This is a genomic window from Pseudomonas sp. NPDC077451 (assembly GCF_044543345.1).
Taxonomy (GTDB): domain Bacteria; phylum Pseudomonadota; class Gammaproteobacteria; order Pseudomonadales; family Pseudomonadaceae; genus Stutzerimonas.
In genome coordinates this window covers 22119-44874 of the sequence record NZ_JBITVX010000025.1, presented here as the reverse complement: position 1 = coordinate 44874, position 22756 = coordinate 22119, and the positions used below count along the sequence as shown (strand labels likewise).

22 protein-coding genes and 1 pseudogene are annotated in these 22756 nt (G+C 54.8%); 12 read left to right on the top strand and 11 right to left on the bottom strand.

Annotated features, from left to right (window positions below):
• Both ACIGHL_RS22225 and ACIGHL_RS22220 read right to left on the bottom strand, forming a co-directional pair.
• On the bottom strand, window positions 1–1500 hold a 1500-nt coding region (locus tag ACIGHL_RS22225; protein ID WP_499176805.1), incomplete at its 3' end, for a hypothetical protein.
• An 85-nt stretch (window positions 1501–1585) separates the two neighbouring features.
• Window positions 1586–1906 (bottom strand): hypothetical protein, encoded by a 321-nt coding sequence (locus ACIGHL_RS22220; RefSeq protein WP_128122015.1) that lies wholly within the window; start codon window positions 1904–1906, stop codon window positions 1586–1588.
• 296 nt (window positions 1907–2202) lie between these two features.
• On the opposite strand from ACIGHL_RS22220, the gene ACIGHL_RS22215 reads away from it, so the two are divergent.
• The 4 genes from ACIGHL_RS22215 (at window position 2203) to ACIGHL_RS22200 (ending at window position 5343) form a co-directional block, all read left to right on the top strand.
• The gene (locus ACIGHL_RS22215) at window positions 2203–2856 is read left to right on the top strand and encodes a recombinase family protein (RefSeq protein ID WP_128122016.1); all 654 of its coding nucleotides are present in this window, start codon (window positions 2203–2205) and stop codon (window positions 2854–2856) included.
• Window positions 2857–2983: 127 nt separating this feature from the next.
• On the top strand, window positions 2984–3403 hold the full coding sequence (locus ACIGHL_RS22210) for a hypothetical protein (protein ID WP_128122017.1): 420 nt from the start codon (window positions 2984–2986) through the stop codon (window positions 3401–3403).
• Window positions 3404–3408: 5 nt separating this feature from the next.
• Entirely contained in the window at window positions 3409–3999 is a 591-nt protein-coding gene (locus tag ACIGHL_RS22205; protein WP_128122018.1) for a helix-turn-helix domain-containing protein, read from the top strand.
• Window positions 4000–4158: 159 nt separating this feature from the next.
• Window positions 4159–5343 carry a hypothetical protein gene (locus ACIGHL_RS22200; protein WP_128122019.1) on the top strand — a complete coding sequence of 395 codons (1185 nt, stop codon included), beginning with the start codon at window positions 4159–4161 and terminating at the stop codon, window positions 5341–5343.
• Window positions 5344–5944: 601 nt separating this feature from the next.
• Here ACIGHL_RS22200 and ACIGHL_RS22195 read toward each other — a convergent pair.
• Complete coding sequence (locus tag ACIGHL_RS22195; protein WP_128122020.1) at window positions 5945–6475, bottom strand: hypothetical protein; 531 nt, start codon at window positions 6473–6475, stop codon at window positions 5945–5947.
• A 214-nt stretch (window positions 6476–6689) separates the two neighbouring features.
• On the opposite strand from ACIGHL_RS22195, the gene ACIGHL_RS22190 reads away from it, so the two are divergent.
• The 3 genes from ACIGHL_RS22190 (at window position 6690) to ACIGHL_RS22180 (ending at window position 12381) form a co-directional block, all read left to right on the top strand.
• Entirely contained in the window at window positions 6690–9131 is a 2442-nt protein-coding gene (locus tag ACIGHL_RS22190; protein WP_128122021.1) for a site-specific integrase, read from the top strand.
• 165 nt (window positions 9132–9296) lie between these two features.
• Window positions 9297–10556, top strand: a complete 1260-nt coding sequence (locus tag ACIGHL_RS22185; protein ID WP_128122022.1) for a site-specific integrase — start codon at window positions 9297–9299, stop codon at window positions 10554–10556.
• Window positions 10557–12021: 1465 nt separating this feature from the next.
• Complete coding sequence (locus tag ACIGHL_RS22180; RefSeq protein WP_128122023.1) at window positions 12022–12381, top strand: histone-like nucleoid-structuring protein, MvaT/MvaU family; 360 nt, start codon at window positions 12022–12024, stop codon at window positions 12379–12381.
• Between the two features lie 277 nt (window positions 12382–12658).
• Here the strand turns inward: ACIGHL_RS22180 and ACIGHL_RS22175 are convergent, their stop codons facing one another.
• The 3 genes from ACIGHL_RS22175 to ACIGHL_RS22165 all read right to left on the bottom strand — a co-directional run bounded on the left by ACIGHL_RS22175 (window position 12659) and on the right by ACIGHL_RS22165 (window position 14611).
• Entirely contained in the window at window positions 12659–13153 is a 495-nt protein-coding gene (locus ACIGHL_RS22175) for a nuclear transport factor 2 family protein (protein WP_128122024.1), read from the bottom strand.
• A gap of 130 nt (window positions 13154–13283) precedes the next feature.
• Window positions 13284–13712, bottom strand: a complete 429-nt coding sequence (locus ACIGHL_RS22170; protein ID WP_128122025.1) for a VOC family protein — start codon at window positions 13710–13712, stop codon at window positions 13284–13286.
• Between the two features lie 158 nt (window positions 13713–13870).
• Window positions 13871–14611 carry an SDR family NAD(P)-dependent oxidoreductase gene (locus tag ACIGHL_RS22165; protein WP_128122026.1) on the bottom strand — a complete coding sequence of 247 codons (741 nt, stop codon included), beginning with the start codon at window positions 14609–14611 and terminating at the stop codon, window positions 13871–13873.
• A gap of 156 nt (window positions 14612–14767) precedes the next feature.
• On the opposite strand from ACIGHL_RS22165, the gene ACIGHL_RS22160 reads away from it, so the two are divergent.
• Window positions 14768–15370 (top strand): TetR/AcrR family transcriptional regulator, encoded by a 603-nt coding sequence (locus ACIGHL_RS22160; protein ID WP_128122027.1) that lies wholly within the window; start codon window positions 14768–14770, stop codon window positions 15368–15370.
• A gap of 28 nt (window positions 15371–15398) precedes the next feature.
• Here the strand turns inward: ACIGHL_RS22160 and ACIGHL_RS22155 are convergent, their stop codons facing one another.
• Genes ACIGHL_RS22155 through ACIGHL_RS22145 form a run of 3 tightly spaced genes read right to left on the bottom strand, consistent with a single transcriptional unit; the run spans window position 15399 to window position 17535 of the window.
• On the bottom strand, window positions 15399–16376 hold the full coding sequence (locus tag ACIGHL_RS22155) for a saccharopine dehydrogenase family protein (protein WP_128122028.1): 978 nt from the start codon (window positions 16374–16376) through the stop codon (window positions 15399–15401).
• On the bottom strand, window positions 16373–16774 hold the full coding sequence (locus ACIGHL_RS22150; RefSeq protein WP_128122029.1) for a VOC family protein: 402 nt from the start codon (window positions 16772–16774) through the stop codon (window positions 16373–16375). Before ACIGHL_RS22150 ends, ACIGHL_RS22155 begins: the two co-directional genes overlap by 4 nt.
• Before the next feature lie 17 nt (window positions 16775–16791).
• Window positions 16792–17535: an SDR family NAD(P)-dependent oxidoreductase gene (locus ACIGHL_RS22145; RefSeq protein ID WP_128122030.1), complete on the bottom strand. Its 744-nt coding sequence runs from the start codon at window positions 17533–17535 to the stop codon at window positions 16792–16794.
• 264 nt (window positions 17536–17799) lie between these two features.
• Between ACIGHL_RS22145 and ACIGHL_RS22140 the strand changes: the two genes are divergently transcribed.
• A complete protein-coding gene (locus ACIGHL_RS22140; protein WP_128122031.1) occupies window positions 17800–19182 on the top strand; it encodes a hypothetical protein in 1383 nt (460 codons plus the stop codon).
• A 206-nt stretch (window positions 19183–19388) separates the two neighbouring features.
• Here ACIGHL_RS22140 and ACIGHL_RS22135 read toward each other — a convergent pair whose 3' ends face one another.
• A complete protein-coding gene (locus ACIGHL_RS22135; RefSeq protein WP_128122032.1) occupies window positions 19389–20279 on the bottom strand; it encodes a serine hydrolase domain-containing protein in 891 nt (296 codons plus the stop codon).
• A gap of 53 nt (window positions 20280–20332) precedes the next feature.
• The gene (locus ACIGHL_RS22130) at window positions 20333–20929 is read right to left on the bottom strand and encodes a hypothetical protein (RefSeq protein WP_241509347.1); all 597 of its coding nucleotides are present in this window, start codon (window positions 20927–20929) and stop codon (window positions 20333–20335) included.
• A gap of 38 nt (window positions 20930–20967) precedes the next feature.
• Between ACIGHL_RS22130 and ACIGHL_RS22125 the strand changes: the two genes are divergently transcribed.
• The 3 genes and pseudogenes from ACIGHL_RS22125 (at window position 20968) to ACIGHL_RS22115 (ending at window position 22662) form a co-directional block, all read left to right on the top strand.
• Window positions 20968–21954: a helix-turn-helix transcriptional regulator gene (locus tag ACIGHL_RS22125; protein ID WP_241509349.1), complete on the top strand. Its 987-nt coding sequence runs from the start codon at window positions 20968–20970 to the stop codon at window positions 21952–21954.
• Between the two features lie 67 nt (window positions 21955–22021).
• Window positions 22022–22186, top strand: a complete 165-nt coding sequence (locus tag ACIGHL_RS22120; RefSeq protein ID WP_168355697.1) for a hypothetical protein — start codon at window positions 22022–22024, stop codon at window positions 22184–22186.
• Between the two features lie 24 nt (window positions 22187–22210).
• Window positions 22211–22662: pseudogene (locus ACIGHL_RS22115) on the top strand (hypothetical protein).
• The last annotated feature ends 94 nt before the right edge of the window (window positions 22663–22756 follow it).

Genomic DNA, 22756 nt, shown 5'->3' with positions numbered 1-22756 from the left:
TCCAGAAAGTGGCTTGAAATGGTGTCCACCAAAAATAGGTGCACACCATGCCGCTATCTGGAAGAAGCGGGGAGATGGGTTCGGCGGACGGTTACTACTCAACAGCGTATATCGCCCATCATCAGACTCTAAAACATCGCCCTTAACTGTGATAACTGCGCCAAGAACATGCCCCCCAAGAGGAACGGAGACTATTACAACACACGCCACGGGCAAACTTGCATCGAAGTCATCACCCTCAACCCCGAACTCAACCCGGAACGCACCTCTCAGCCCCAGAACGCGCTCCATATTGTGAATTACATCCGCGTACTTAATTAACTCCTGCAGGGATATTTGCACATCACTGCCAAGATCAAAAATGGACGCCAACCGCATAGCGCTTTCAAGAGCCTCTAACTCTTTCTTATACGCAAACTCACCACTAGAACAGGCAAGAGTAAATTCGAGCAGGGGATAACCTTCAAACTCCATCTCGCAAATTAACTTTCGCCCAGACCCGAAAATCAAGCCAAGCAAAATAAGCAGATCCCTGAACTGCTTTAACGCTGCACTAGCCCCCTCGCCAAAGAAGAAATTGTAAGTAGCCGCACCCGTATATGGACTAAGACGAATATCAAAGAAATCACTCTCCACCCTTGCCCGTGCCATTTCTTGCGGAACACATGAATTAAACGGAGAGACATACAAACGCGCCGGAAAGCTAACACCAACTGAAAAAACATCCTCTTTAAACCTTATAACACCAACAGCAGTAGGGCTTAAATCCGGCATCTCCATACGGCCATCCTTCACATTTAGAAAAGGATTATCGTCCTCTATTCCGAATCTTGTATAAACCCCTCTCAAACTCGACACAGGAACAGATCCTTTCGCACCAATGGAGACATCAATTAAATCTTGTAAATTCTGTTCCCCCTCAGTTGTAAAGCGCATTTCTCCAAAACCATCCTCAAACCCTGCCGAGCTCAAGAACCCCGCTTTATCCGAAACATATTTCGCAAGATCGCCGCCCACATACTCCAATATTCTTTCTTTCAGGGCATGCCCGTTAGCTTTAGGCAAAAGCTCTGCATCACCATACTTGATGACCATGGTTTTTTTATTGAGTGCAACCCCCTCACCAAGCTCCCTAATTCTCTTAAGAGTTTTAGCAATCAGGTCATCCCCAACATGAACTAGATAGGCTCTTTCAGCATTACTCCCACCATCAAACTCCAAAAACAAAAAGAAAGCAGGCATTTGAGCTGTAGCCAACCGACGTAGGTTAGAAAGCTTTATTTGCAAGCTACGCTTTCTATTATCAGTAGACTTCACTTGAACCTTACATTCACAAGGCCCCTTGTGTAAGTCCAACGGATTGCTAGATGAAGCGAATGGGAATTCGACATAGAAATCCCACCCAGTCTTATCCACCACCGAAGAACCGTTCGGAATGAGCCCAGCATCGGCACACCAAGCACTGAATACACTTTCCCCAAGAAGCCCTAAGTCCCTCATACTCTTCCTCATCTTTAACGCAGCAGTCACTTTGAGACAGTCTTTGATGGTACTTGGGCACGACTCGACTATTCACTGATGAGACTTATAAGAGACCAAGCTCACGCTCCAATATTTGCCTTTTCTGAAGAGGCGCTGCGCCTGGCAGAACCAAAGGTCGAAGCTCACCCTCTAGCCTGTCAATCAAGTCTCGGCTCAAGACAACAATTCCTCGCTCAGCTTTGCGAGCAATTCCCAAATGAACAAGAGCCTCCATTGCTGTCAAAACAACTGGGTTGGCTGCTTCATCGAATAGCTGCTCTGCCCCCATCCGGACGCTTGGCAGCGCGGACGTTAGCTCTATCAGTTTTTTGCCAAGATCACTTCCAAAAACCTCTGCGGCGCGGCCCCATAAAGCTTTGTCCATATCGCACTCCACTTTTAGTGAGTAGAGATCTTACAGCTTGGCCTCCATGGGCACTGAGCGAAGTGCAACAGTCCGGACGCTACAGACGGGCACCTCTTGATAGTGGCAATGAACAGACAACAAAAATAGCCGAACAGAGCAGCCCGCCTTCATGACGCCAACGCCTATCAGACACCTATACCCATCTGAGAGACGACAAGCTCTCGCGCCGAGGCTATCAAAAACCTGTAGACGCAGGGCAATTGATCGAACTATCATTTACCCATCTAATATATAGTTACTTGAGAAACCTCCCCATGAAAGCCCGCCTGTACCTGAGAGCATCGACGAAGGAACAAGACAGCCACCGCGCAGAGCAAATCTTGCGAGAATTTGCGGCTGACCGAGGCATGACCATTGCCGCCATCTACGCCGAGAACATCAGCGGCACGAAGCTGGAGCGCCCGGAGCTGATTCGCCTGCTCGACGAAGCTGAGCCGGCTGAGGTGCTGCTATGCGAAAGCGTGGACAGGCTGTCCCGCTTGTCTCAGGACGAATGGAAACAGCTTCGCAGCATGATCGAATGCAAGGGACTCAGGTTAGTAGTGGTAGACCTTCCGACCACGCACCAGCTAGCCAACAGCGACGACATCGCTAGCCAGGTTCTGACGGTTATCAACGATATGCTTCTTGACCTGATGGCAACCATGGCCCGACTCGACCAACAGAAACGAGTCGAGCGGATCAAACAAGGGCTTGAGCGCCGCAAGGAGCGTGGCGAGATGATTAAAACCCGTGGCAAGTCGAAATCATGGGTTACAGCCCAAGAGATGCTGTTGAAGTTTCCGGACGCCTCTGCTGAGGAGATCGCAAGGTTGGCAAAGTGCGGAGTGGCAACTGTTTATCGAGCCAAGGCCGAACTTCCAAAATCCTTACACATACAAGAAAGCCGAAGTCAAGCAAACCTCTAGACACAAAACGCCAAACGCAATTAGAATATTGGCGCTGAATTAAACAGCGCCTTAAACCATGAACCACAAACACTTGGAGGACGCCCTATCGGGAAGAATTTTTCACATCGTTGCTAAGGGGTAACGAATGCAATACCTAGAGACAACTGCTAAGCAGTTCATGCAATCCGACAACGGCAGCTATTCGCGCCTTGCCGATCTACTCAACAAACTTGCTCCCCGCTCTGACGGTTCCCGTTGGACAAGAAATTCCGCTTACCACTTCTGCCGAACCCATGGCATCAAATCGAGTCGACGATGCCGCAATCAGCCAACTGCCGGTTGCACTCAACGCGCTAGAACTCGCCAAGCCATCATCACCGCAACTCTCGAAGCACTCACAGCCGATGGCAAAACCATCTTCGATATAGCGCCGGTCGAGCTGAAAACAATCGTTAGGCTGTCAGGCGCGCCGATGTACAACGTGCGCAACAACTGGCACGAGCTAGCGAATGAACTCAATGCGCTGGCAGGTCTGCCACCGTCCCTGCTTATCGCTGAAGAGTAAGCGCAATGAGCTCGAAGACCACACCGGACATCGAAGCCCAAGCCGTCATACTTCGCGAAGCGGGTTATTCCTGCCCGGCCATCGCTGAAAAGCTCGACCTTTCCCTATCTACCACTAAGCGCATTCTGAAGCGCCGCAGCGCTGTTGCTGGTGCTGCAACCGAAAGTCTTGTCGAGCAAGCACGTCAAGGCATGCTCAACACCGCCTTCGATCTGGACGCGGCACAACAGCATGCCGCCGCGCTGGTGCTGGACGATCTCGCATTGTCCCGCATGATCCGAGGGGGAATAGTGGAAGCTGTGGAAGCACTCGACCCCAGCACCAGCACGCCTTATCAGATGATGCGAACACTGGTCGCAGCGGCCACAGCCATTGATCTCACGCAGAAGGTGGCGCGCCGTGCCCTGCCGCTTGATCGCTTAGCAGAAGCCACGCACGTCGAAGAGCTGTCCGAGCTTCGCATTCGAATCATGACCGACGATGACGTCAGGGAGATTCGAGAGCAGCAGCGCCGCGAAGCAGCCGAGCGCATCACGGGCAACTCACTGCTGACCGAAGAAGAAGACAACGGGGTAGTAGAGCTGGTGCAGGACTGACATCTACAACGAACCGACACCGGGCCGAACATGACACCACGAGCCCGGTTGTCGAATCCTTAGAAAAACAAAGCCTACTAGACCCCATAGCGCTCAATGCGCAGACCTGAAAATTGAAAATCAGGCAGAGGGACGGAGGCGACAAAGGGCATTGGACAGATGCGCAAGAAGACGACCCCCACACTGAGCTTGGAGGAGCGCGAAGCGCTTTTTGACGAGCTAGAGGCTTCACTATCCCCCTACCCTTCGTTGACTATCCGAGAGCACGTTGGCGAACCAGACGGCCCGCTCCATGAAAACGAGAGCGACCGGACCCACAAGACCCCGGAGGAGATAGAGCAAGAAATTGAACAGATGTGCGCCGAGCTTCTGGCCGATTGTGGCAAGTCGGCAGCAAGCGAGCAGTCGCAAAAAAAGCGCAGCCCGAGTTTGGGCAAGCAGCAAGCGAACAGTCGCAAAAACGCCGCCGAACCTGAAGCCGAGCCAGGAACGAATTCAGGGAAAATTACAAAATTTGGAACCCAACGAAGGAGGGTGGCAAAGCTCTCTACGCCAGACGCCGCGCGGACTTTGGTCGCGATGGTGATGGAGCAAGCGGACCGCTTTGGAGCTATAGGTGGTACTACACTCTATAGCCCAACCACCGGAGCTTTCGTTAGACGAATGGTTAAAGACTGGTTGAAGTCACGATACTGGGGGCAGGCGATGATCCTTGACTCTACTCATCACCTACCCACACCGGACAGCCTGCCAGAGTGGAATCGACTGCCATCGGACGTGGCTCAGTTCTTCAAGCTGATAGCCGTACTGCACCACCCGGACGCGATATTCGCAACGATTCGCCTAGACATCGACATTGGTGAGCGGGCAATCCAAGCGAAGCAAGGCCCGTGCAGCTGGCTGGCCGAACGCATCACAAGGGCGCTCGCCTCGGCAGGCATCGACTCTACTCACATGGCCTTCAGCATCGAGTTCGCCCCGAAGCAGGCCAAGACGATCCACAAGCTCCACATCCACGGAGCGCTTCACATCCCGGCACACCTACGCGAGCAAGCCAAGGAGGCTCTGAAGCAGGCGTTAGCGCCGCAATACGTGCCGCACGGCACCAACGAAGCGATCCACATTGAAGAGCCGCACAGCGCGCCAGACGTTGCGCGCTACATTCCGAAGGACGAAGCACCTACACAGAACAAGCTCAAGCGCCTGCGCAGAACCAATGCCGGGAGTGGCGCGCACAGATCAACAAGCGAAGCAACGCGCGGCGGGCAGCATAAGTATTCCAGCATCAAGCAGTTCGTTTCAGGGAACCCGTTTCTATACGCCGGATTACCGGACTTCTCCTAGAACCAGCGAGAACCAGCACCAGCACAGCCAAGAAGCCGCCTAGAACGCGCATAGCGATGCGATCTTACGAAACACCGACAGACATAGCGGACAACAACAAACAGCGCTCTAAACGCCTCGTAAGAGCTTGCAGCAGAGCAGGCAAACCCAAAAAACGGGGGCAAAAAAATCAGTGGTAGTTGAACTAACTAACCACTGACTGAAGTACGAGCTTGGACCGTTTGAATTATACACAGAACGTACCGACACCGGCAGACTTCTCGACATTTCAAATCAACGCTACTGTATTCACACCAACGAAACAGGAGCAAAACTATGCAGCATAAAGTTATAAGCTACTCAGCAGCATGCGAACTGATTGAACAGTTAGACGCCATCGAAGTACACAGTGCCGGATGGGCGCAGACGTTTAGAGCGGAGAACAATGGGAAGCCGATTTATATTCAACTACCGGGAGAGGGGGATTGCTTGGTGATTGCTTAATACTTGCGAGCCTCGATCTGTCTCGTGAGAGCTGATTATCTCAAACAGATCGAGGCGAAGGGTGGGTTACTCGCACTAGCGGACTGAAACATCTAGACAAGCATATGCATTACCCGAACTACCTGCTGATTATGAAATTATCAAATAGCGCCATCTGCTTTTTTACAACAGCTTTAGCAGAAGTACAGAGCTTAGCATTATCAGTTTTATCTCGCCCGAGCATCATTCTCTCTAACTCATCCATCGACATGGTATCAATACGCCGTAAGAAAGCAGGAGCCTTCTGCGGATCAATGCCCGGATAGTTAAATACCGCATCCTGCAGAGACTGAGCGTATTGCAAGTACAGCGCTTCCTCATTGCAATAAGCAAGCAGAGCCAAGCTGTCATATGCGCCGTCTATTGTTGACATTACCTCTGACAGCTCATCCTTGGATGGCTCGGCGAATGCAATCGAACAAATACAGCTGAGACCGACCAAAGCGCAGCTGGGTAATTTAGGTAGCATCACGTAACCCCTCAGTTCCATCTGAAAAGGCCCGATGATGGCATAATGCCCTGCCAACATCACAGCCTGCAGGAGCTGATGGATAAACGCCGCTTGCTTTCCTTTTCTGCTGGCGTAGCCTAGATTCGGCTCCTGAACCATTAACCACGCCCACCAAGGTGTGACATCGCGGCGCTGCGCTGCGGCTCAAGCGTACGGAATCAGTGGCTTGCAATGGGGAGTGGGGAATGCGGTTGACCATCCCCCCGGCTCCACCAATTCAACACTGAAACCCGTCTAGAACGCGGGTTTCAGACCAGATTTGATGGCATTGGATTACTCACAGTCCGTCTGTGAATCCAAAAGGTATGCCATCATGTCCAAGCGCCAAACCAGAACAGGTGTTCCGCACCTTGTCTATCAAGCCAAAACTGGCTTCCAGTATTACCTCGCCTTTCCGAAGCATTTCGCGGCCAACCCCAAGCTGCCCGCGCAAATCCGCTGGGCGCTTAGTCACGACGAAGCCCTTGCCCGCGATCTAGCCAAGTACTTGAACGCGTCTTTCGAGCAGTTTCTTGCGAAAGCAACCGCGCAGTACGTCGAGCTCTTTTCTGACCGCCTACTGGTTGACCTCCAAAGGTTTCACCTTGAGGTAGCGGAGGCTCTCAAGTTTGCTGACCGCGTTTGGAAGGTGCGCCCGTCGCCAATGAAGCTCGCGCATCAAGACCTCACAGTCGCCCACACTCGCATGATGAGTGAGAGTGCCGAGCGGGTGGTGCTGTATAGCCACGAACCTGGCGGCGAAATCTTCTTTGCACTTACACCGACGCCCGCGCTGGTAAAAGCACTTGGAGTCGGGTTCGTACGCTTTGACTGGCCACTCGGAACCAGCAATCACAACGTCGCCAGCGACGCTGCCCGGTACATTTACGCGGCCCTTGATGTGCTTGAAACAGTCCCGCCATCCCCAGGGCGCTATTCGAAAGAATCTCCTGCGTCTGCAGCGATGACGCTTTATGAGTACCTGTGCCATGCCCGCCCAGACCAGGGCCGGAATCTCATGCACATCCCCCCAGCACTGCCTCAGTCTCGGCGAGCGTTGCATTTCCATCTTCAGCAAGCCAACGCGGTGCATCTGAAGCTCCGCATCATTGATCGAGCTCTCCTGGTGCAAGAAGAGTCCGGGCTTTATGTGCTGCTTATCGATCTCGATCCGCTGTGCATGAAAGCGCATCTGCGAGAAAGGAAAAGTCTTCGGATCGAGTTGCTGACCAGCTCCATCATCATCGCAGTCCTTATGCTGACGTTTACGCTGCAGAAGGTTGATAAGGTGCTGTTGCGTTACTTTCAGGAAGACGATCACGAAGACCCCTACGCCCAAGCCATGCAGGAGATCGGTGACCTGGTTCGGCGGATGTTAGGTTCTGCTGCAACCACCGAGCCTATGCAAACTATCCCCGAACTGCGTTCCCAGTCGGAGACCGTAGCGCCACCACAGGATCCGGGTACCCTCACCTTGCTGAACGCTCTAGGGAGCGTGCTGCCAAGCGCACAGAAAGCCAGGCTTGAAACGCTCTTCACTCAACCACCGGCAAATGAACGGATTGTCCTGCCAACCTGCAATTTAAAGGCAGGGCTGAGCCTCGCCGCCCTGGTGAAGGAATACGAAGAGAGGCAAATTCGCGAAGGTGCATGGGCCAATCCGCGGACTCGCATCACCGCACGGGCCCGGCTGGAAGGCTTGTGTGAGCTGCTCGGGGGACATCGGCAGGTCGAAACGCTAACTCGCGCAGAATTCAACACGCTGCGCGATCACCTACGCGGTTATCCAAAGAACCGGCACCGCCTTCGCGCCACACGTAACCAGCCGTTGAGCAAGATCATCAGCGACGGGAAATTTGAGCCGATCAATCCGCGCACCGCGAAAAAGTTCTTTGAGCTGGCAAGGGCCCTTGTCACCTACGCACATGATCAAGGTTACATCACCGAAAATATCGCGGCCGGATTGGCATTCAGCACTAAAGGCGCCGAGGCGCCAAGGAAGCGCACCTATAGCCCAAGCCAGATCGAGAAACTTCTTCACGGCCCGGCCTACACACTGACCACGCCGCCGCGCTGGCGCTTGGATGACTACAAATTTTGGCTGCCGCTGCTTGGGCTTTTTACAGGCGCAAGGCTCAGCGAACTGTGCCAGCTACGGCTCGAAGACATTCGGCAAGAACTCGGCGTCTGGCTCATCAGCATCAATCGAAGCGGGTCGAAACAGCTAAAGACGTCCGATTCGGAAAGGTTGGTGCCGATTCACCGGCAGCTTATTGAGTCGGGCTTCTTGGAGTTTCATCAAGCACGCCTGGAAGCTGTCGAGCGAGACGGCAAGGCTCCGCTTTTCGACAATATTCGGGTATACGGCGACCTTTCTCCCGGGCATGTTGCGAGCCGTTGGTTTCTCGGCTCAAGCCAGATTAGCCGGGGTTACCTTGGGCTTTGCGGCCTGGGAGATGACGGCCTGACGTACCACGGTCTGCGCCACACCTTTATCAATCAATTTCGCAGGCAGAACCTTGACCTGGCGAAAGCCAAAGCGCTTGTAGGCCATTCGGATAAAAGTACCACCGGTGGGTACGGCGACTGCTATCCGTCTGACGTGCTCAAAGACGAGCTCGACAAGCTCGATTTTGGGCTAGGGCTGGGACACATCCATTACCGGCACTATCAAGAGTTACAAGAACGCCAGGGCGTTTTCAACGTCGGTCGCCCAGTTGGCACCACCTTCCCCAGCGTGCGGGTTGCTAAGCGGCACTGGAAAACGTATGCATAATATTTAGCTAATAAAAGGTAAGGGCCCCGCTCTTACCTTTTTTGCTCGTCTTGCGATTATTGACAACTTGTCAATAAAAGCTATCGAGTGATAGCTCCTAATAGATTATCTTGACTGTTTATCCATCCAGTAATAATCTCAAGCCTCACCCACCGTGAGGTATATATGAATGTAACTTCCCCCCTCTCCATTCCTTTCTACAAAGGCCTGAGTCTTATCGTCGAACCTGGCCATGAAGAACACTTGCGAATCGCCTTGGCAAATATTTCAGCGGTAACGGATGCGATAAACCGATATCAGTCTTCTCCTCTGCTGGCCGAGTTCATGGACATAACGCTGTCCCGCTTTCTGCGAGAAAACAATTACGCAGGGAAATCCGAGCACATGCTTCGAGCGCGGATGGAAAAACTAAAGATCGTTCTGATGCAAGATAATCCTACCCGCCGAGTTGCTGAGCTTGATCGGTCCGACGTACAGCGTCTGAAGGATCAGCTACCGTCGTTACTCAAGCAGAACGCTGCGTCGGGTAGCAAAGGCGCAAACCTCACGACCTATTATCAGTTGTTCAATCGAATGCTGGACGAAGCACTTGAGAGCAAGCTGATTACCGAGGCGATCAAAGTCGCGACCTGCAATACAAAACACGCCGAAATCACCAAGCCATTTCTGGATAGCAATCTGAATCAGATGTTCTCAGGCTGGCCCTACAGAAAGTATCTCGCAGGCGACCTGCCGAAAATCAACCAGGACGCCAAGCCCTATCGGTTTTGGTTGCTCCCGCTTGGGCTCTATACCGGCGCGCGACTTAACGAGCTCTGCCAGCTACGTGTGCATGATGTGATCCAAGATGTCCACGGCGTCGACCTTATCGATATCAACGACAATGGCTACAACAAGTCGCTGAAGACGGGGCCGTCGGCCCGGCAGATTCCAATCTGCTCGAAGCTGGTGGAAATGGGCTTTTTAAATTTCGTAGAGGAGCGGCGCCAGGCCGATGGCAACGATGCGCTGCTTTTCAACGAGCTGAGCTTCGATCCAAAGCACCTGTACTCCCGCGACCCAAGTCGGTTTTTCTGCGGGCCGTGCACGGGCACGGGGTATATCGGTCAGCACTGTCCGCCAGCAGTTAATGGTGGACTGAATTTTAAAAGTTTCCGCCGCTCGTTTGCCGTGAGGCTTGAACGGTCAGGAATAACTCCGTCAACTATTGCCTACCTGCTCGGCCATGAGGGCGGTGTTCCAGAAGTCACAGCAGACCACTACTTGGAACAGCCACTGTGTTTGAGACTACTGGAGCAGATGGAACGGGGCCTGACATACAACGTACAGACCGAGCAGATTCGCTGGGGGCATTTTAAAAACCTGCTCGCAAACCAAGCCGGACGCGGAAAGCGAGGAAGGAGAAGTAAGCAAAAGCCTTACTAGCGCGTAGCGTTCAAAACAATCATCGCCTGGAGATGATTATGAGACAGGATGAATAAAAGGCCGCAGCTAACCCTGCGGCTTTTTTCGTTCTGTTAGCGCAGCCGCATTGAGCAAAGATGCGAGTGACTTAGCGGCGATGTTCGCTGAACCACCCAACGACCCGATTGCTGATCAACCTGCCGCCAATAACAGCAGGCCCCACACTACGACGATAACTTCTGTGAAAGTCGCCTGCGCGACGCGATGGTCATGTCGCACTTAGGAACAGCGACGATTTCCCAGCGCTGCAACCCGCACATGTGACACGCACGCAGTGCGGTTGCTCAGCCGTTTACACCCACCCGCTGCAGCAAGCCGCACGAGTGACAGGACGAGACTGCGACACTTGGATCATGTCGCATAGACGCCGTGATACAACCGTGCAGCAGCAAATGGTGCGAATGTCGCGGTATGACTTTGACCACCTTGAGAAACAGAAAAATCGCGCCATCGGAGGTCAGTGCCGGCACACTTGATGCCTGTAATGGCACTACAGAGCGCCCTAATCGACGTTTCTAGCCCCGTCATTGGCAGTAGCAGTGCCAGAACTGGCAGTGCCTTATTTGGTTATACTTTCCTTCAAATCGATAACTATCAGATAGTTACGCGAAACTCGTATAGCCGATAAAAACCCGTTCGACCAATATTTACTTAGCTTCATCTGACTCATCTACGATGCGCCTATACCATCGCTAGTTGGTTCGGCCAGCGCTCTAGGTCAGACAGCTTTGTTTCGATTTCAGTTACGGAGCGGCAGGGCTCATGGGTGCGGTAGCCTACGTCTCTTTGCTCAGTCGCTATTTCGGCCAGGCAACGCCTGGCGGCCGAAGTTTTGACAACAAAATCACGGGGGCATACTTGAAGCAGCCGATAGGCGTTCCTTTGAGTATGCCCCCGCGCCCCATACTTGAAACCTTCAAGTATGGGGCAGTTGAGCGTTTTGGACGTTTGCAGGTAAGCGAAACGAATGTGAAGCGAGACCGAGCAATAAGACCAAAATGCTCAACTGCCTTCGCGAAGCGGCTTCCATTGTTGTCAAAAGCAGCTCCTTTCATTTGCCGCAGGTGAATGGCTAGCTAATAATATTCGATGCTATGCATGACTGCTCTTGCTCGTTCGGGCAACTACTTATCCAGCCGCGTCTCCGACAGCGACGCAAACTGTACCCGCGACATTTTCTTTCCAACGGTCGTTGCTTTGCACAACACCTATTCTCCTGGTCATCCACTTTGCACGACGGAACAGTGGTGAGGTCTACGGGATACGTTTCATCCCTAGCGCAGCTCCAGATTCAGGCCGAGCTCAAACGAGGACTCTTGAAGCCCGTCGAAAGGTTATCGCTAGGATAGCTCTCCCTCTCCAGCCTGCCCCACATGATAAAATCCTTCCACAACCAAATGTCGTCCGTTCCCTATAAAGGTTACTCATGTCCAAACTTGCTGAATATAAAGCGCTAGAAGCCCAGCTCGCTGCCCAACTCAAACAACTTGATGCTCTTAAGAATGACGACGAACTCAAGCGCGAAATCGAGTTCGAGCAGAAGCTGCGCAACTTGATGGTCGCCTACGGTGTAGGCCTGCGCGACATCATTTCTCTGCTGGACCCACAAGCAAATCGCACTAGTGCCGCTCCGGCAACTCCTGCGCCTCGCCGACAACGCAAGGTCAAGGTCTACAAGAACCCAGAGACCGGAGAAGTAGTAGAGACGAAAGGCGGCAACCATAAGGTTCTGAAAGCATGGAAAGAGAAGCACGGCGGCGAAAAGGTGGAGAGTTGGCTCCAGTAAGCCGCTCCGACGACACAACAGCCAGGCACTGCCTGGCTTCTTAATTGTTCACAGGTCAGTGGTCGACGACCGGAAGCCTCCTGGCACTGGCAGCTCTCGGCCAGAAGCAGCCCTTGGCGACCGGCAGAGGCGGACGCTCAAGAATGCAACAACCGACGTCTAGCCCTTCGTTGCGCAAACTGGCTACTGCCAGCCCACCACGGATTAGGTCGCGACCGACTACCCACACGGAAAGCGCAACTCTGCCAGCCCCTAAGGGAATTAAGAACAATGCCTGTCAGGCGGTCTGCGCTACCGCATCCCTCTGAGCCCCTTTGACGTGGTGTTGAAGGCCCCCTGCAAAACGCAGCGTGACCTCCCGCCGGGTGAAGCGCCATTCCCCGTCACTCCGCTCAAACTGATCGAGGTACTTGCCGGTGCAGATAGGTTGTAACGGGAAGTCATCGACCTGCTGATGAACCGTGTAATAGCTTGCCGAGCTCGCCCTTTCACCGGACGGGTCCACGTCAATGAGCTGGTTGGTAATGGAGTGCCACGTACGCGGAGTGCCATCCCCATGGACCTGCAGACCCGCGTTGAAAAACGCCAGCAGCCCTTCGACAGTCGATGCCTCGTTGCCTAGCACATGAATAACGGCATGCTTGAGAACCTCTGCCACGCCCTTAAAATCCCCGTTGTCGAGACGATGGATATAGGTGGCGTGGAGGCGATGGATCGCGCTCTCGGCATCCAGGCGTGCCACGAGATCCCGTTGGTTGGTGCTGTCAGTCATATCAATCGCTCCAAGGATAATGTCGGTACACAGGATTCAATACTGGGAAGCCCCGCCATCGACGAATAGCTCGACGCCGTTGATATGGCTGGCCGCATCGCTGGCTAAGAACGTCGCCCGAATAGGCACCTCATGCGGGCCATGGGGCTCTAGTAGCTAGCTGGCAAACAGCCTCCAGATTCACTCCGTCAGGGCCCAGGACGTAGGCCGCGTAATAATTAGCGTGGTAACGGGGCCTGATCCCCGGCGCGCCGTTGTCCTTTCCGCCAGCGGCAATAGCAGCCGCATGGAACGCATCGACCTCCTCATGAGTCTGCGCGATCAGCGCGATATGGGCCCCGTGGCTGGGGACAGGAGCGTGGTGCAGCCAGAGGAATGGCTTTCCTGCGGAACCGAACCCCAGTCGCCGAGGCGTCGATTGTGGAGGGTCGGTCTCGATGCTCATCATCAACGTGATCCCAAGCGGCTTGAGCGCCTGTTCGTAGAAATCACGTGCATGCAAAATGTCCGACACACCGATGCCCATATGATCGATTGCCGATCCGGCAAACTCACTCATTAGGTAACTCCTCAAGGCGCCGATTGTTCGGCAGATTCGTAAATTCGCTACCTAACGCGAGCATCGCCGACAGCATGGCGCGGCCGTATTAGGAGCAGGTTAGGTTTTCCTGGGCTTTATGGAGATCAGCGAGGGGCAAAGCGGCTACTCCTAGCCGATCAGACCTGGGAGGCGCCGCCGTCGGCGAACAGCTCGGCGCCGTTGATGTAGCTCGACGCATCGCTCGCCAGGAAGAGCGCGGCCTGGCCGATCTCGTGCGCCTGGCCGATCCGGCCGAGCGTGCTCTTCTCGTTGAATACATCGATCACCTGCTGTGCGTTTTCGCCAAGTACGTCGCGCAGTGACGGGGTGTCCACCGGCCCAGGGCTGAGCAGGTTGATGCGTACGCCTGAGCCTTTAATGTCGAGGATCCAGCTCCTCACCATCGCGCGTAATGCGGCCTTGGTGGCTCCGTAGACGCTCATGCCAGGCCCAGGATTGATCGAGGAAGTCGAGCCGATGATGACGATGCTGCTGCCCTCGCCCATCAACGGCAGCGCCCCTTGAACGGTAAACGTGGTGCCTTTGACGTTGGTTGCGAACACCCGATCGAAACCCGCTTCAGTGATTGCCCCCAGAGGCTCGACTTCACCCATCCCGGCATTGGCGATCAACACATCGATACGGCCATGGACCGCGCTTATGTGCGTGTACATATCGGCAAGTTCTGCAGGGCTCGAGATGTCGGTCCGCACGGCAGAAACATTCCCACCGAGGCGGCTAACGGCTTCGTCGAGCTGAGGCTGGCGGCGACCGGTGATGATCACGTCGGCGCCCTGGCTGACGAACACTTCGGCGATCGCAAAGCCTAGGCCCGAAGAACCGCCAGTGATCAGCACAACCTTGTTTTTGAACTGCATGACAAATACCTCAACGAGTGAATATGTAGCGGACACTACATAAACCCAAGGTTGCTCGCAAGCTATTTAGCGATCACTAAAATTACCTTTCAGGGAATCGCGATTGAACATGCATTTAGCGATCGCTACAGTGTCGCATCAACTTGAGAGATACCCATGCACGAAAAACCCAGGCAGCGCCGCCCCGCCTTCGACCGAGAGCAAGGGATAGCCATCGCACAGGCATTGTTTCACCAGCGTGGTTTCGACGCTGTCAGCCTGGCCGACCTGACCGAGGCCATGAACATCAAGCCGCCCAGCTTTTACGCTGCCTATGGCAGCAAAGCCGAGCTGTTCGAGCGTGCAATGCATCGCTACGCCGGTGAAAACGCCCTGCCGATGGACAAATTGCTGGCACCGGATCGAGCGCCCGCCGAAGCGCTGACCGCGCTGCTGGTTGCCGCTGCGAAGCAGTACGGACGCGACAGCGCGTTGCGTGGCTGCCTGATAACCGAGGGCATGCGCGCGGACGATCCGATCGCCCGCGACATGGCAGAGAAGCTGGGCGACGCCGGGATTCAGGCGATCCGCCGATACCTTGATGAGGTCCGGCCAGACGCTGCTCAGGCGCTGGCTGACTATCTGCTAGTCACCCTGCGCGGGCTGTCGGCAGCGGCATGCAGTGGCATGTCCTGCGAGCGCCTGGTGGAGGTGGCACAGACTGCTGGCAAGCTGATCTCCCGTGAGTTCGAGGCAAGCGACAGTGCTGCGAGTTCCTGAGCAGCCCAGCATTGCCGTGCCCAGAGGATCAGCGATCAGTGATGGTCGTTCCGGCGATGCTCTCGGCGAATCCAACGCCCAGTAGCTTTGCTGGCGTCTCGAAGCCCGGCCGCCGCTCGCCACTCAATACCCGGCGCGCCGCCTCCACCGCAGCGATCGGTGTGTAGGTGTAGCCGTTGACGGTCTCGATCACTGAACGCGCAACTGTGCCGTCAGCGCCGGTGACTTCAGCCGCTGCACGGGCGCGGTGGGCTTCACGTTGCTGCGTGTTGGGCCCATCGGGGAGCTGTGAGAGATCGCCTTCGGGAAAAGGCTCGCCGGAGAAATGCACGAACATGGAAATGTTTGGAATGCCGGTGGAGTGCCAGCCGGTAACCAAGTCACCGAAAGACAGCGGCGCGCACAACTCCAGGCCATCGCCAAAATCGAAATGTCGTGGTTGCGCATCGGGCGTTGCCACGAGCTGCCCGTCAATCCGCGCCATAAGTCCCGCGCCAATGATTTCGCTGACACTGCGGGCCGATCCACGCGACATGGAGCCCGCGACCTGAAGTGCAATGCTAAGTGACAGCGGATCTTCCACACGGTGCGCAACATGCACCGCCAGGCAGTCAGTCGGCACAACGTCCCAGCCCACGCCAGGCAGCAGCATGACGCCTGACCCGGCCGCCTCAGCGCCCAATCGCTCGGCCAACCGGTACACATTGATCTCGGCCGTGATATCCAGATAGTCGACGCCAGCCTTGATACAGGCCTGCACCAAGGCATCGGCGGTTTGCGCGAAGGGCCCGGCAAAGTTCACCAGCACGCCGACGCCTTCAAGGGATTCGGCCGTCCGGGCATCTGGCGCGAATACGCGATAAGGAACGTCCAGCTCTGCGGCAAATGCACGTACTTTGTCGTGGCTGCGCCCGGCAATGACCATGTCCAGCCCTTGTGCCTTGGCATACTCCGCCGCCATGCGCCCCACGTAACCGGTTGCGCCATAGATCATTAATTTTTTCATTGGACGTGCTGCCAGTTCTTGTAGACGAATTCCAAACTGTACCCGTCAGGGTCCAGGACATTAGCGGCGTAGTAGTTCGGGTCGTAATGCAGTCGTGCACCCGGTGCGCCGTTATCGACCGCGCCATTGGCCAATGCGGCCGCATAGGCGGACTCAACTTGAGCCTTACTGTCTGCGACAAAACCGACATGCACAGCTCGGCCTTCGACTTCACCCTGGCGCAGCCAGAAAAACATCCGGCCGTTGGCGCCGAAGCCTTTCAAGTCCGGGTGCCCGGGTGGGCCGTCCTTGCCGTCGTAGTCCAGGCGCGCTGTGATACCGAGCGGCATCAAGACCGTCTCGTAGAAACGGATGGAGCGCTCGATGTCACTCACAGACAGAAAAATATGATCAAGCATGACAATTCCTCGATTAATCAGATGATGTAGCCGCCCGCGACTTCAATGGACTGGGCATTAATCCAAGCCCCCTCCTCGGACAGCAACATGGCGATGACACGGGCCACATCATCGGGCTCACCGACTCTGGCCAGCGCCGTTTGCGCAGCCAGCATCGCCTCGAATTCGTCATTGAGCCCGCCGCCCAACTCGGTTCTAATCGCCCCAGGGGAAACAGCGTTGGCACGGATACGCCGATCGCCGAATTCCTTGGCCATATAGCGCGTGAGCACTTCCAGCCCACCTTTGAACGCCGCGTATGGTGCCACTCCAGCCGTGGCCACCCGCGTGGTGGCGCTGGTCAGGTTGACGATGCTGGCGTTTTCTTCCAGCAGTGGCAGCAAGGTCTGCGTCAGGAAGAACGGACCTTTTAGATGAACATTGAACAGACCATCGAACTGCGCCTCGCTGACTGATGCCAACAGGTTGAACAGGCCGTAACCGGCGTTATTCACCAAGCCTGCGAGCGTGCTCGTACCCCAGGTCTGCTGGAGTGCTGCGAGGACAGCTTCACGGAACGCGTCGAAGCTTCCCACATCCGCCACGTCGAGCTTGAGCGCAACGGCTTTGCCGCCCGCTTGTTCGATGCGTCGCACCACCTCATCCGCAACGTCTGGATGCTGGTTGTAAGTGAGGATGACACCCATGCCGCGCCGGGCGGCGTGTTCTGCTGCACTGGCGCCAATTCCTCGACTGCCTCCGGTAATGACGATAACGCCCATGGCGTGCTCCTTGGCTGATTGAATGAGCCTCCACGTTAAGGGACCTCGTCATCGCGGGCGCAGCTGTTCCTACTCGAAACCTGCCTGTTTCTGCTTTTTGCTTGCGCTGCGCCTGTTCCGCTCGATGCTACGGGCCTATCCAGCAGCAAAGATCTGCTGGCGGTTGAAGGAAGCACGTTTCGTGAGATAAACAGCAAGACGCTGCATAAGCGGCTTAATCGACTGGCTGAAGAAAGTGGTTCGCTTCAGCCTCAGCTTGAATCGTTGATCAACCTTTACACAGAGGAGCTCGGTATCTACGTGACCTGTCCGGTCATGCGTGCACAACTTGCAGAACTCTTCAATGACCTGTACGAGCCGTACCGTAATACGCTCAAGCGATTCAGTACATTCATGAGCAAGCCGGCAACGGTTCGTTACCTCCTAACCACGTTTGTAGTCAGAAGCTGCGTGGTCTCATGGCAGGTGCAGGCGCTTGCAACCTCGGCTGCCAACAATCAGCAACCGAGACCCACCCAGCAGTTTTGGTTTCTGCCGCACGAGGAGGAGGGTGAGCTTGTTTCCCCTCTGCACAACGCACTGCAGTGGGCATACCAAGTCTGCGGTGTATCCCAGGCCCAGTTCCATCGACCTGCCGGGGTGGCCGACCTGTGCGGGCAACTAGCGCGTAATTTGGACACGTGCCGCCGGTGGAAATGGCTCAGCAAGGCCAAGCCTCCGACTTTACCCGCGCTATATCGAAACCTCGTGCAAAGCTTTGAAGCTTTAGAGCGCGCCGGCAACCCGGTGCCGCTGGAGCTGCGCCGGGCGATCATCACAACTGTGTCTGTGTCTCGCATAGCGAGCTATGTGGCTCACAGCATCGAGTCCATCTACGGTCGAGCGTTTTTGCTAGAGACGTGCCAACAGTTGAAGCTCTACACCGACTGGTTGTCGCCCCATATAAAGATCGCTCAAGCGAAAGCGGATCGGCTTGCCGAGCACACTCCCATCCCTGACCTAAGCCTAGAGAAGACACGAAGTCACTATGCACTCCGTGAGATGACCATATATCTCCGGCAATGCGATGAAGCCTATGCGTTCATCCAGTCAAACCGAGGATCCGATGGCTCATACAACCCACTATGCATCGATTGGGTCGAGAAACAGCTGGGTACTTTCGCCGCGCGTATAAATCAGGACATCACTAGCCGGTGGGTATTGGACAAGCCTGACGGCTTCGATGAGTTAATGGCTGAAGCGAATGCCATGCGTCGGCGCGGCAGAGCTACGTTATCAGCCATCGATGAGCTTGAGGTTCGGATGAGTAAGACCGGCGTGGCCGAACGGGTGCCTTGGGTGCTTCATTGGCTGCGCGCGGTAGTTCATTACAACGCTGATCAGTTTGATAAAGCAGCCGAGCACTATACAGCAGCCTTCCAGCTTGGCCGTTACAGCGCGGGTGATCACCAGTACTTGCTAATGAACCAGTACTTAGAAGCTATGGCTAAGACCAAACGGTGGCTGCAATTCAAGCAAGGCGCATTCTGGGCCGACTACCTGGGACTAAAGGTCCGGCACTTGCGCGATCGAGATCTTACAGAGGAAAACATACGCTTCGCGTTCACGATGCTAGGTATGCGTAACGCCAAGTATTTTCAAATGTAGAGCTTGTCTTGCCAGTGTTTCTAATAGCAGCAATCGGCCAAAAGCGGACTCAGCCGGAATATGATTCCGTGTGGAGCCAGTGTTTTTTTTGACCGAGCGCAGTTCAGTTAGATAGTCGTTCTGGATCACTCGGAAGGTAGCGACAAACCTTTGATGCTCAAATAGACTGATATCTACCAAGCGTAAGGAATGGCTGGAAGATTCCGTCAATGCACCATTCCAAGCCCCTTACGTATTTGCTGGATAACGCGTGCCTCTATATCCCCATCATGTAAATCCCGCGAGAAAACTGCGCAGCATGCCGATCTTTCACCAGCAGAGCCGCGATATACCGCCACAACACTTCCGGGCCCACAGCCAGTATGCCCAGTCAAGGACAGACCACCTTCGATAGTGCCGCGCATCAGGCCTAGAGCGTATCCCGGCGAAATCCAGGGACGCCCGGCAATCGGGCCACCCAATGCCCGTGTGGCAAGCATGTCCTGAAGCAAATTGGCGGGAAGAAGTTGTTCGGCGAGCAAGCGATCCAGAAGAAGAGCGGCCTGTGAAACGGGGCCGACCAACAGTCCGTGGTAGACCCAAGCCGGGTCGTAGCTCAACGAACTGCCGAGGCATTCGCCGTATAGATCCTCTCTCTCCGTTGCGAAGCGAGCACTCGTGATACCGAGGGGAGCCAATACTTGCTTATTGACGGCTTCTTCAAGCGGCAGGCCTGTTGTACGTTCGATAAGCCTAGCCACGAGCATGTAGCCCACATTCGAGTAGCGCCAACCAGTTCCAGGGCTATATCGAAGCCGGTGACCATCGAGACGGCGCATCATCTCCTCCGCTGGCCACGCCGCTTCATGGTTGGCAACGGCAGCATGGTATTCGGGAAGCTCGCCATAGTCTGCAAGTCCCGCCTCATGACGCAGGAGTTGACGCAAGGTGAATGCGTTTTTGGGAAGTCGATCATCCAGATCGATCAGCCCATCACGCACGAGTGTCAGGGCCGTAGCAGCCAAAACTGCTTTGGTAAAACTCCACCATGGCACGGCGGGCTCGAATTGCGCAGGAGGTGTTAGTGACTGGCCGTTGGATAAGCCGGAGATCAGCATTGAGTACTCACGCAGCAATGATTTGATGGTTCACCATAGCCGTCACAGTCCGATCAGTCGAACGACGGCTTTTGGCCGATTGCAGCCGGTGACAACAGGCTGCTACCGGCCCAGAAGCGGACGTTAACTGAGGCCCGATATTGAGACTCGAACGCGTCTACGAAACCAGGGCGATTCAGAATCACTTTACAAGCAGCAGGACGCTCCCCTACACCCGCCACTAAAGTATCCGAACAATCGGATTGCGGTTCATCTACAGCAGACGAACCGGCAGGCGCAGGGTTGGGCTTCAGCCTCAGACCATTTAGCCAAAACCACCCTAGATCATTGATCGCATCCGCATCGCCCAACAGAGCCTGTTCACGCAGCTCCACATAGCGATTTCGAATTATGATCGGATCAACCAATCCAAGAAGCGGATTTGCTTCCCTGATCTCGTGATAGTTGACACCCCGCGCCTGCCCGCTCAGCTCCATCACTCTCAGCGATGGCATACCGATTCCAGCATAAAGGCGTTGCAACTCGTCAGGCTCAACCATCTCGACGCAGTCAGCCCGGGGAAGAAGGTTGTCCATAAGATTGAAGATGTCTGCAGAGTTGCTCATGCTGCTGCCCATCGATGATCGTGTCTGACCATTTTCAGCGGCCATGCGACAACCTGTGTCGCACACAAACAAGGACGTAAACTGTGGAACAGCTGCTTCGCCATGAACTCATTCTTGGCCTTCTCCCGAACAAGGAAAGCGCTCTCGATAGCAATGCCATTCACCAACGAGTAGCCAACCAGGGTGTCCAGGTTGATAAGCGCACCATTCAGCGTGACCTAAGCGAGCTAGAACAGAAATTCCCCCATGTGCATAGCAGGCCAAAGGGAAAAGCCAAGTTGTGGTGGGCAGAAAAGTCGCTGTCGCGACTGAGCATGCTGCCAACAGATGCAATGAACCTCGTCATGATCATGGATCACGCGGCTAGATTCGGAATGGCGGCACAGGTTGAGAATCTGGCGCCCCTTCGGAACTACGCAACATCACTGTTGAAAGGAAACCGGCCCAGCCAGGGCTGTTCAGGCAAGATCATCAGCAATACCCGCTTCGTTGTTCTGGAACCAGGCCAAGTGAAGCCGGAGGTCCTAGAGGCTGTCCAACAGGCACTTCTGGATGATGCCTCTATCGAAGCGCTCTACCTGAAGCGCGGTGCCCGTGAGCCACGAACACTACATATCAAGCCACTAGGTCTTTCCTATCAAGATTCCAATATCTACCTCGTATGTGTTTTCAAAGGCTTGCCCGAAGGCAAACTGGCCTCCCTTCCCCTGCATCGTTTTCAGTCTGCCAAGGCTACATGGGAAGACCTAAGAACTCCTGACGGTTTTGAGATGAACTCGTTCGAGGTCAAGCGCAGCCTGATATCCCAGAAATCTGAGCACCCAACTCAACTGAAGCTCCGCATTTCTCAGACGCTCTACGAACGCCTGGACGAGAACGCGCTCACTGCCGATCAACAGCTACAGCCCACCGCTGATGGCTGGTGGTTGATGACAGGCAGTCTGCCTCTTAGCCAAGGTCTCGAGCTATGGCTTTTGAGCCAAGGGGAGGAGCTGGAGGTTCTAGAGCCGGCTGAACTGAGGCAGCAAATCGCCTCGTCGGCACGTCGGATGGCCAGACTGTACGGTTGAATGCGACACAGGCTGTCGCATGCTGGGAGCATTCTGTCTCCGATTACCTGACCATGGAGACTCAGCTATGAAGACCTATTCCGCTTTCCTTCAGCGCGTAATCCCTAATGCGGGACCTCGCGCCAATTTCAAGACCACAGTGCAGGCCGTGAGTTCCGAAATGGCTCGCATCACAGCCGAAGCCCAATACCCGGGCTACAAATGCGCCAACGCCCCCGTGCCGGTACGCTGAAGTGTCCAAGCCACACTTCGGCAAATTGGGGCCTGGAGACCATCTTTATTACCAGTACCATTTGGTAAAGACGACCCCAACGATCAACATCATCCCAATCTCAGCCTACGACTACACCGAGCACTCAGTTAGCTGAACCGAGCAAAACAAGCCGAAGACACTAAATGGCCGTTTCTTTTTTCTGTGGATCGCATTCAACGCTGCCTACGCCACCGATATCGTCGAGCAGCAGCGATTATCCGAGCGGGAAACCTTCAAAGCCTTTCTCGAAAAACCGTGTTCCTTGGTAGCAACAAAAACATCGAGACTTCGTCTGGTCGGAGTTTCCCGGCAGCATTCGCGTACTACTGGACAACCCGTACACCCTGCGCAACCCAGCTCATTCATGGTGGAGCAACCTGGAATGGCAGAGTGAGTAGGGATTAGCTACGAGACTGCTGCTACCTGCTAGGAAACTGATGCCCTTGATCATCTAGATCACGCTGGACAGCCCGGACACCTTATGGGGCGATGCCAAATACCCAGTGGCTGGCTGAGGATGGACACAGGTTCATGTGATTGAGATGAACA

Bases quoted from the DNA above. Each gene is read 5' to 3' on its own strand.
- ACIGHL_RS22220 (WP_128122015.1), bottom strand. From the start codon at position 1,906: ATGGACAAAGCTTTATGGGGCCGCGCCGCAGAGGTTTTTGGAAGTGAT.
- ACIGHL_RS22215 (WP_128122016.1), top strand. From the start codon at position 2,203: ATGAAAGCCCGCCTGTACCTGAGAGCATCGACGAAGGAACAAGACAGC.
- ACIGHL_RS22210 (WP_128122017.1), top strand. From the start codon at position 2,984: ATGCAATACCTAGAGACAACTGCTAAGCAGTTCATGCAATCCGACAAC.
- ACIGHL_RS22205 (WP_128122018.1), top strand. From the start codon at position 3,409: ATGAGCTCGAAGACCACACCGGACATCGAAGCCCAAGCCGTCATACTT.
- ACIGHL_RS22200 (WP_128122019.1), top strand. From the start codon at position 4,159: ATGCGCAAGAAGACGACCCCCACACTGAGCTTGGAGGAGCGCGAAGCG.
- ACIGHL_RS22195 (WP_128122020.1), bottom strand. From the start codon at position 6,475: ATGGTTCAGGAGCCGAATCTAGGCTACGCCAGCAGAAAAGGAAAGCAA.
- ACIGHL_RS22190 (WP_128122021.1), top strand. From the start codon at position 6,690: ATGTCCAAGCGCCAAACCAGAACAGGTGTTCCGCACCTTGTCTATCAA.
- ACIGHL_RS22185 (WP_128122022.1), top strand. From the start codon at position 9,297: ATGAATGTAACTTCCCCCCTCTCCATTCCTTTCTACAAAGGCCTGAGT.
- ACIGHL_RS22180 (WP_128122023.1), top strand. From the start codon at position 12,022: ATGTCCAAACTTGCTGAATATAAAGCGCTAGAAGCCCAGCTCGCTGCC.
- ACIGHL_RS22175 (WP_128122024.1), bottom strand. From the start codon at position 13,153: ATGACTGACAGCACCAACCAACGGGATCTCGTGGCACGCCTGGATGCC.
- ACIGHL_RS22170 (WP_128122025.1), bottom strand. From the start codon at position 13,712: ATGAGTGAGTTTGCCGGATCGGCAATCGATCATATGGGCATCGGTGTG.
- ACIGHL_RS22165 (WP_128122026.1), bottom strand. From the start codon at position 14,611: ATGCAGTTCAAAAACAAGGTTGTGCTGATCACTGGCGGTTCTTCGGGC.
- ACIGHL_RS22160 (WP_128122027.1), top strand. From the start codon at position 14,768: ATGCACGAAAAACCCAGGCAGCGCCGCCCCGCCTTCGACCGAGAGCAA.
- ACIGHL_RS22155 (WP_128122028.1), bottom strand. From the start codon at position 16,376: ATGAAAAAATTAATGATCTATGGCGCAACCGGTTACGTGGGGCGCATG.
- ACIGHL_RS22150 (WP_128122029.1), bottom strand. From the start codon at position 16,774: ATGCTTGATCATATTTTTCTGTCTGTGAGTGACATCGAGCGCTCCATC.
- ACIGHL_RS22145 (WP_128122030.1), bottom strand. From the start codon at position 17,535: ATGGGCGTTATCGTCATTACCGGAGGCAGTCGAGGAATTGGCGCCAGT.
- ACIGHL_RS22135 (WP_128122032.1), bottom strand. From the start codon at position 20,279: ATGCTGATCTCCGGCTTATCCAACGGCCAGTCACTAACACCTCCTGCG.
- ACIGHL_RS22130 (WP_241509347.1), bottom strand. From the start codon at position 20,929: ATGGCCGCTGAAAATGGTCAGACACGATCATCGATGGGCAGCAGCATG.
- ACIGHL_RS22120 (WP_168355697.1), top strand. From the start codon at position 22,022: ATGAAGACCTATTCCGCTTTCCTTCAGCGCGTAATCCCTAATGCGGGA.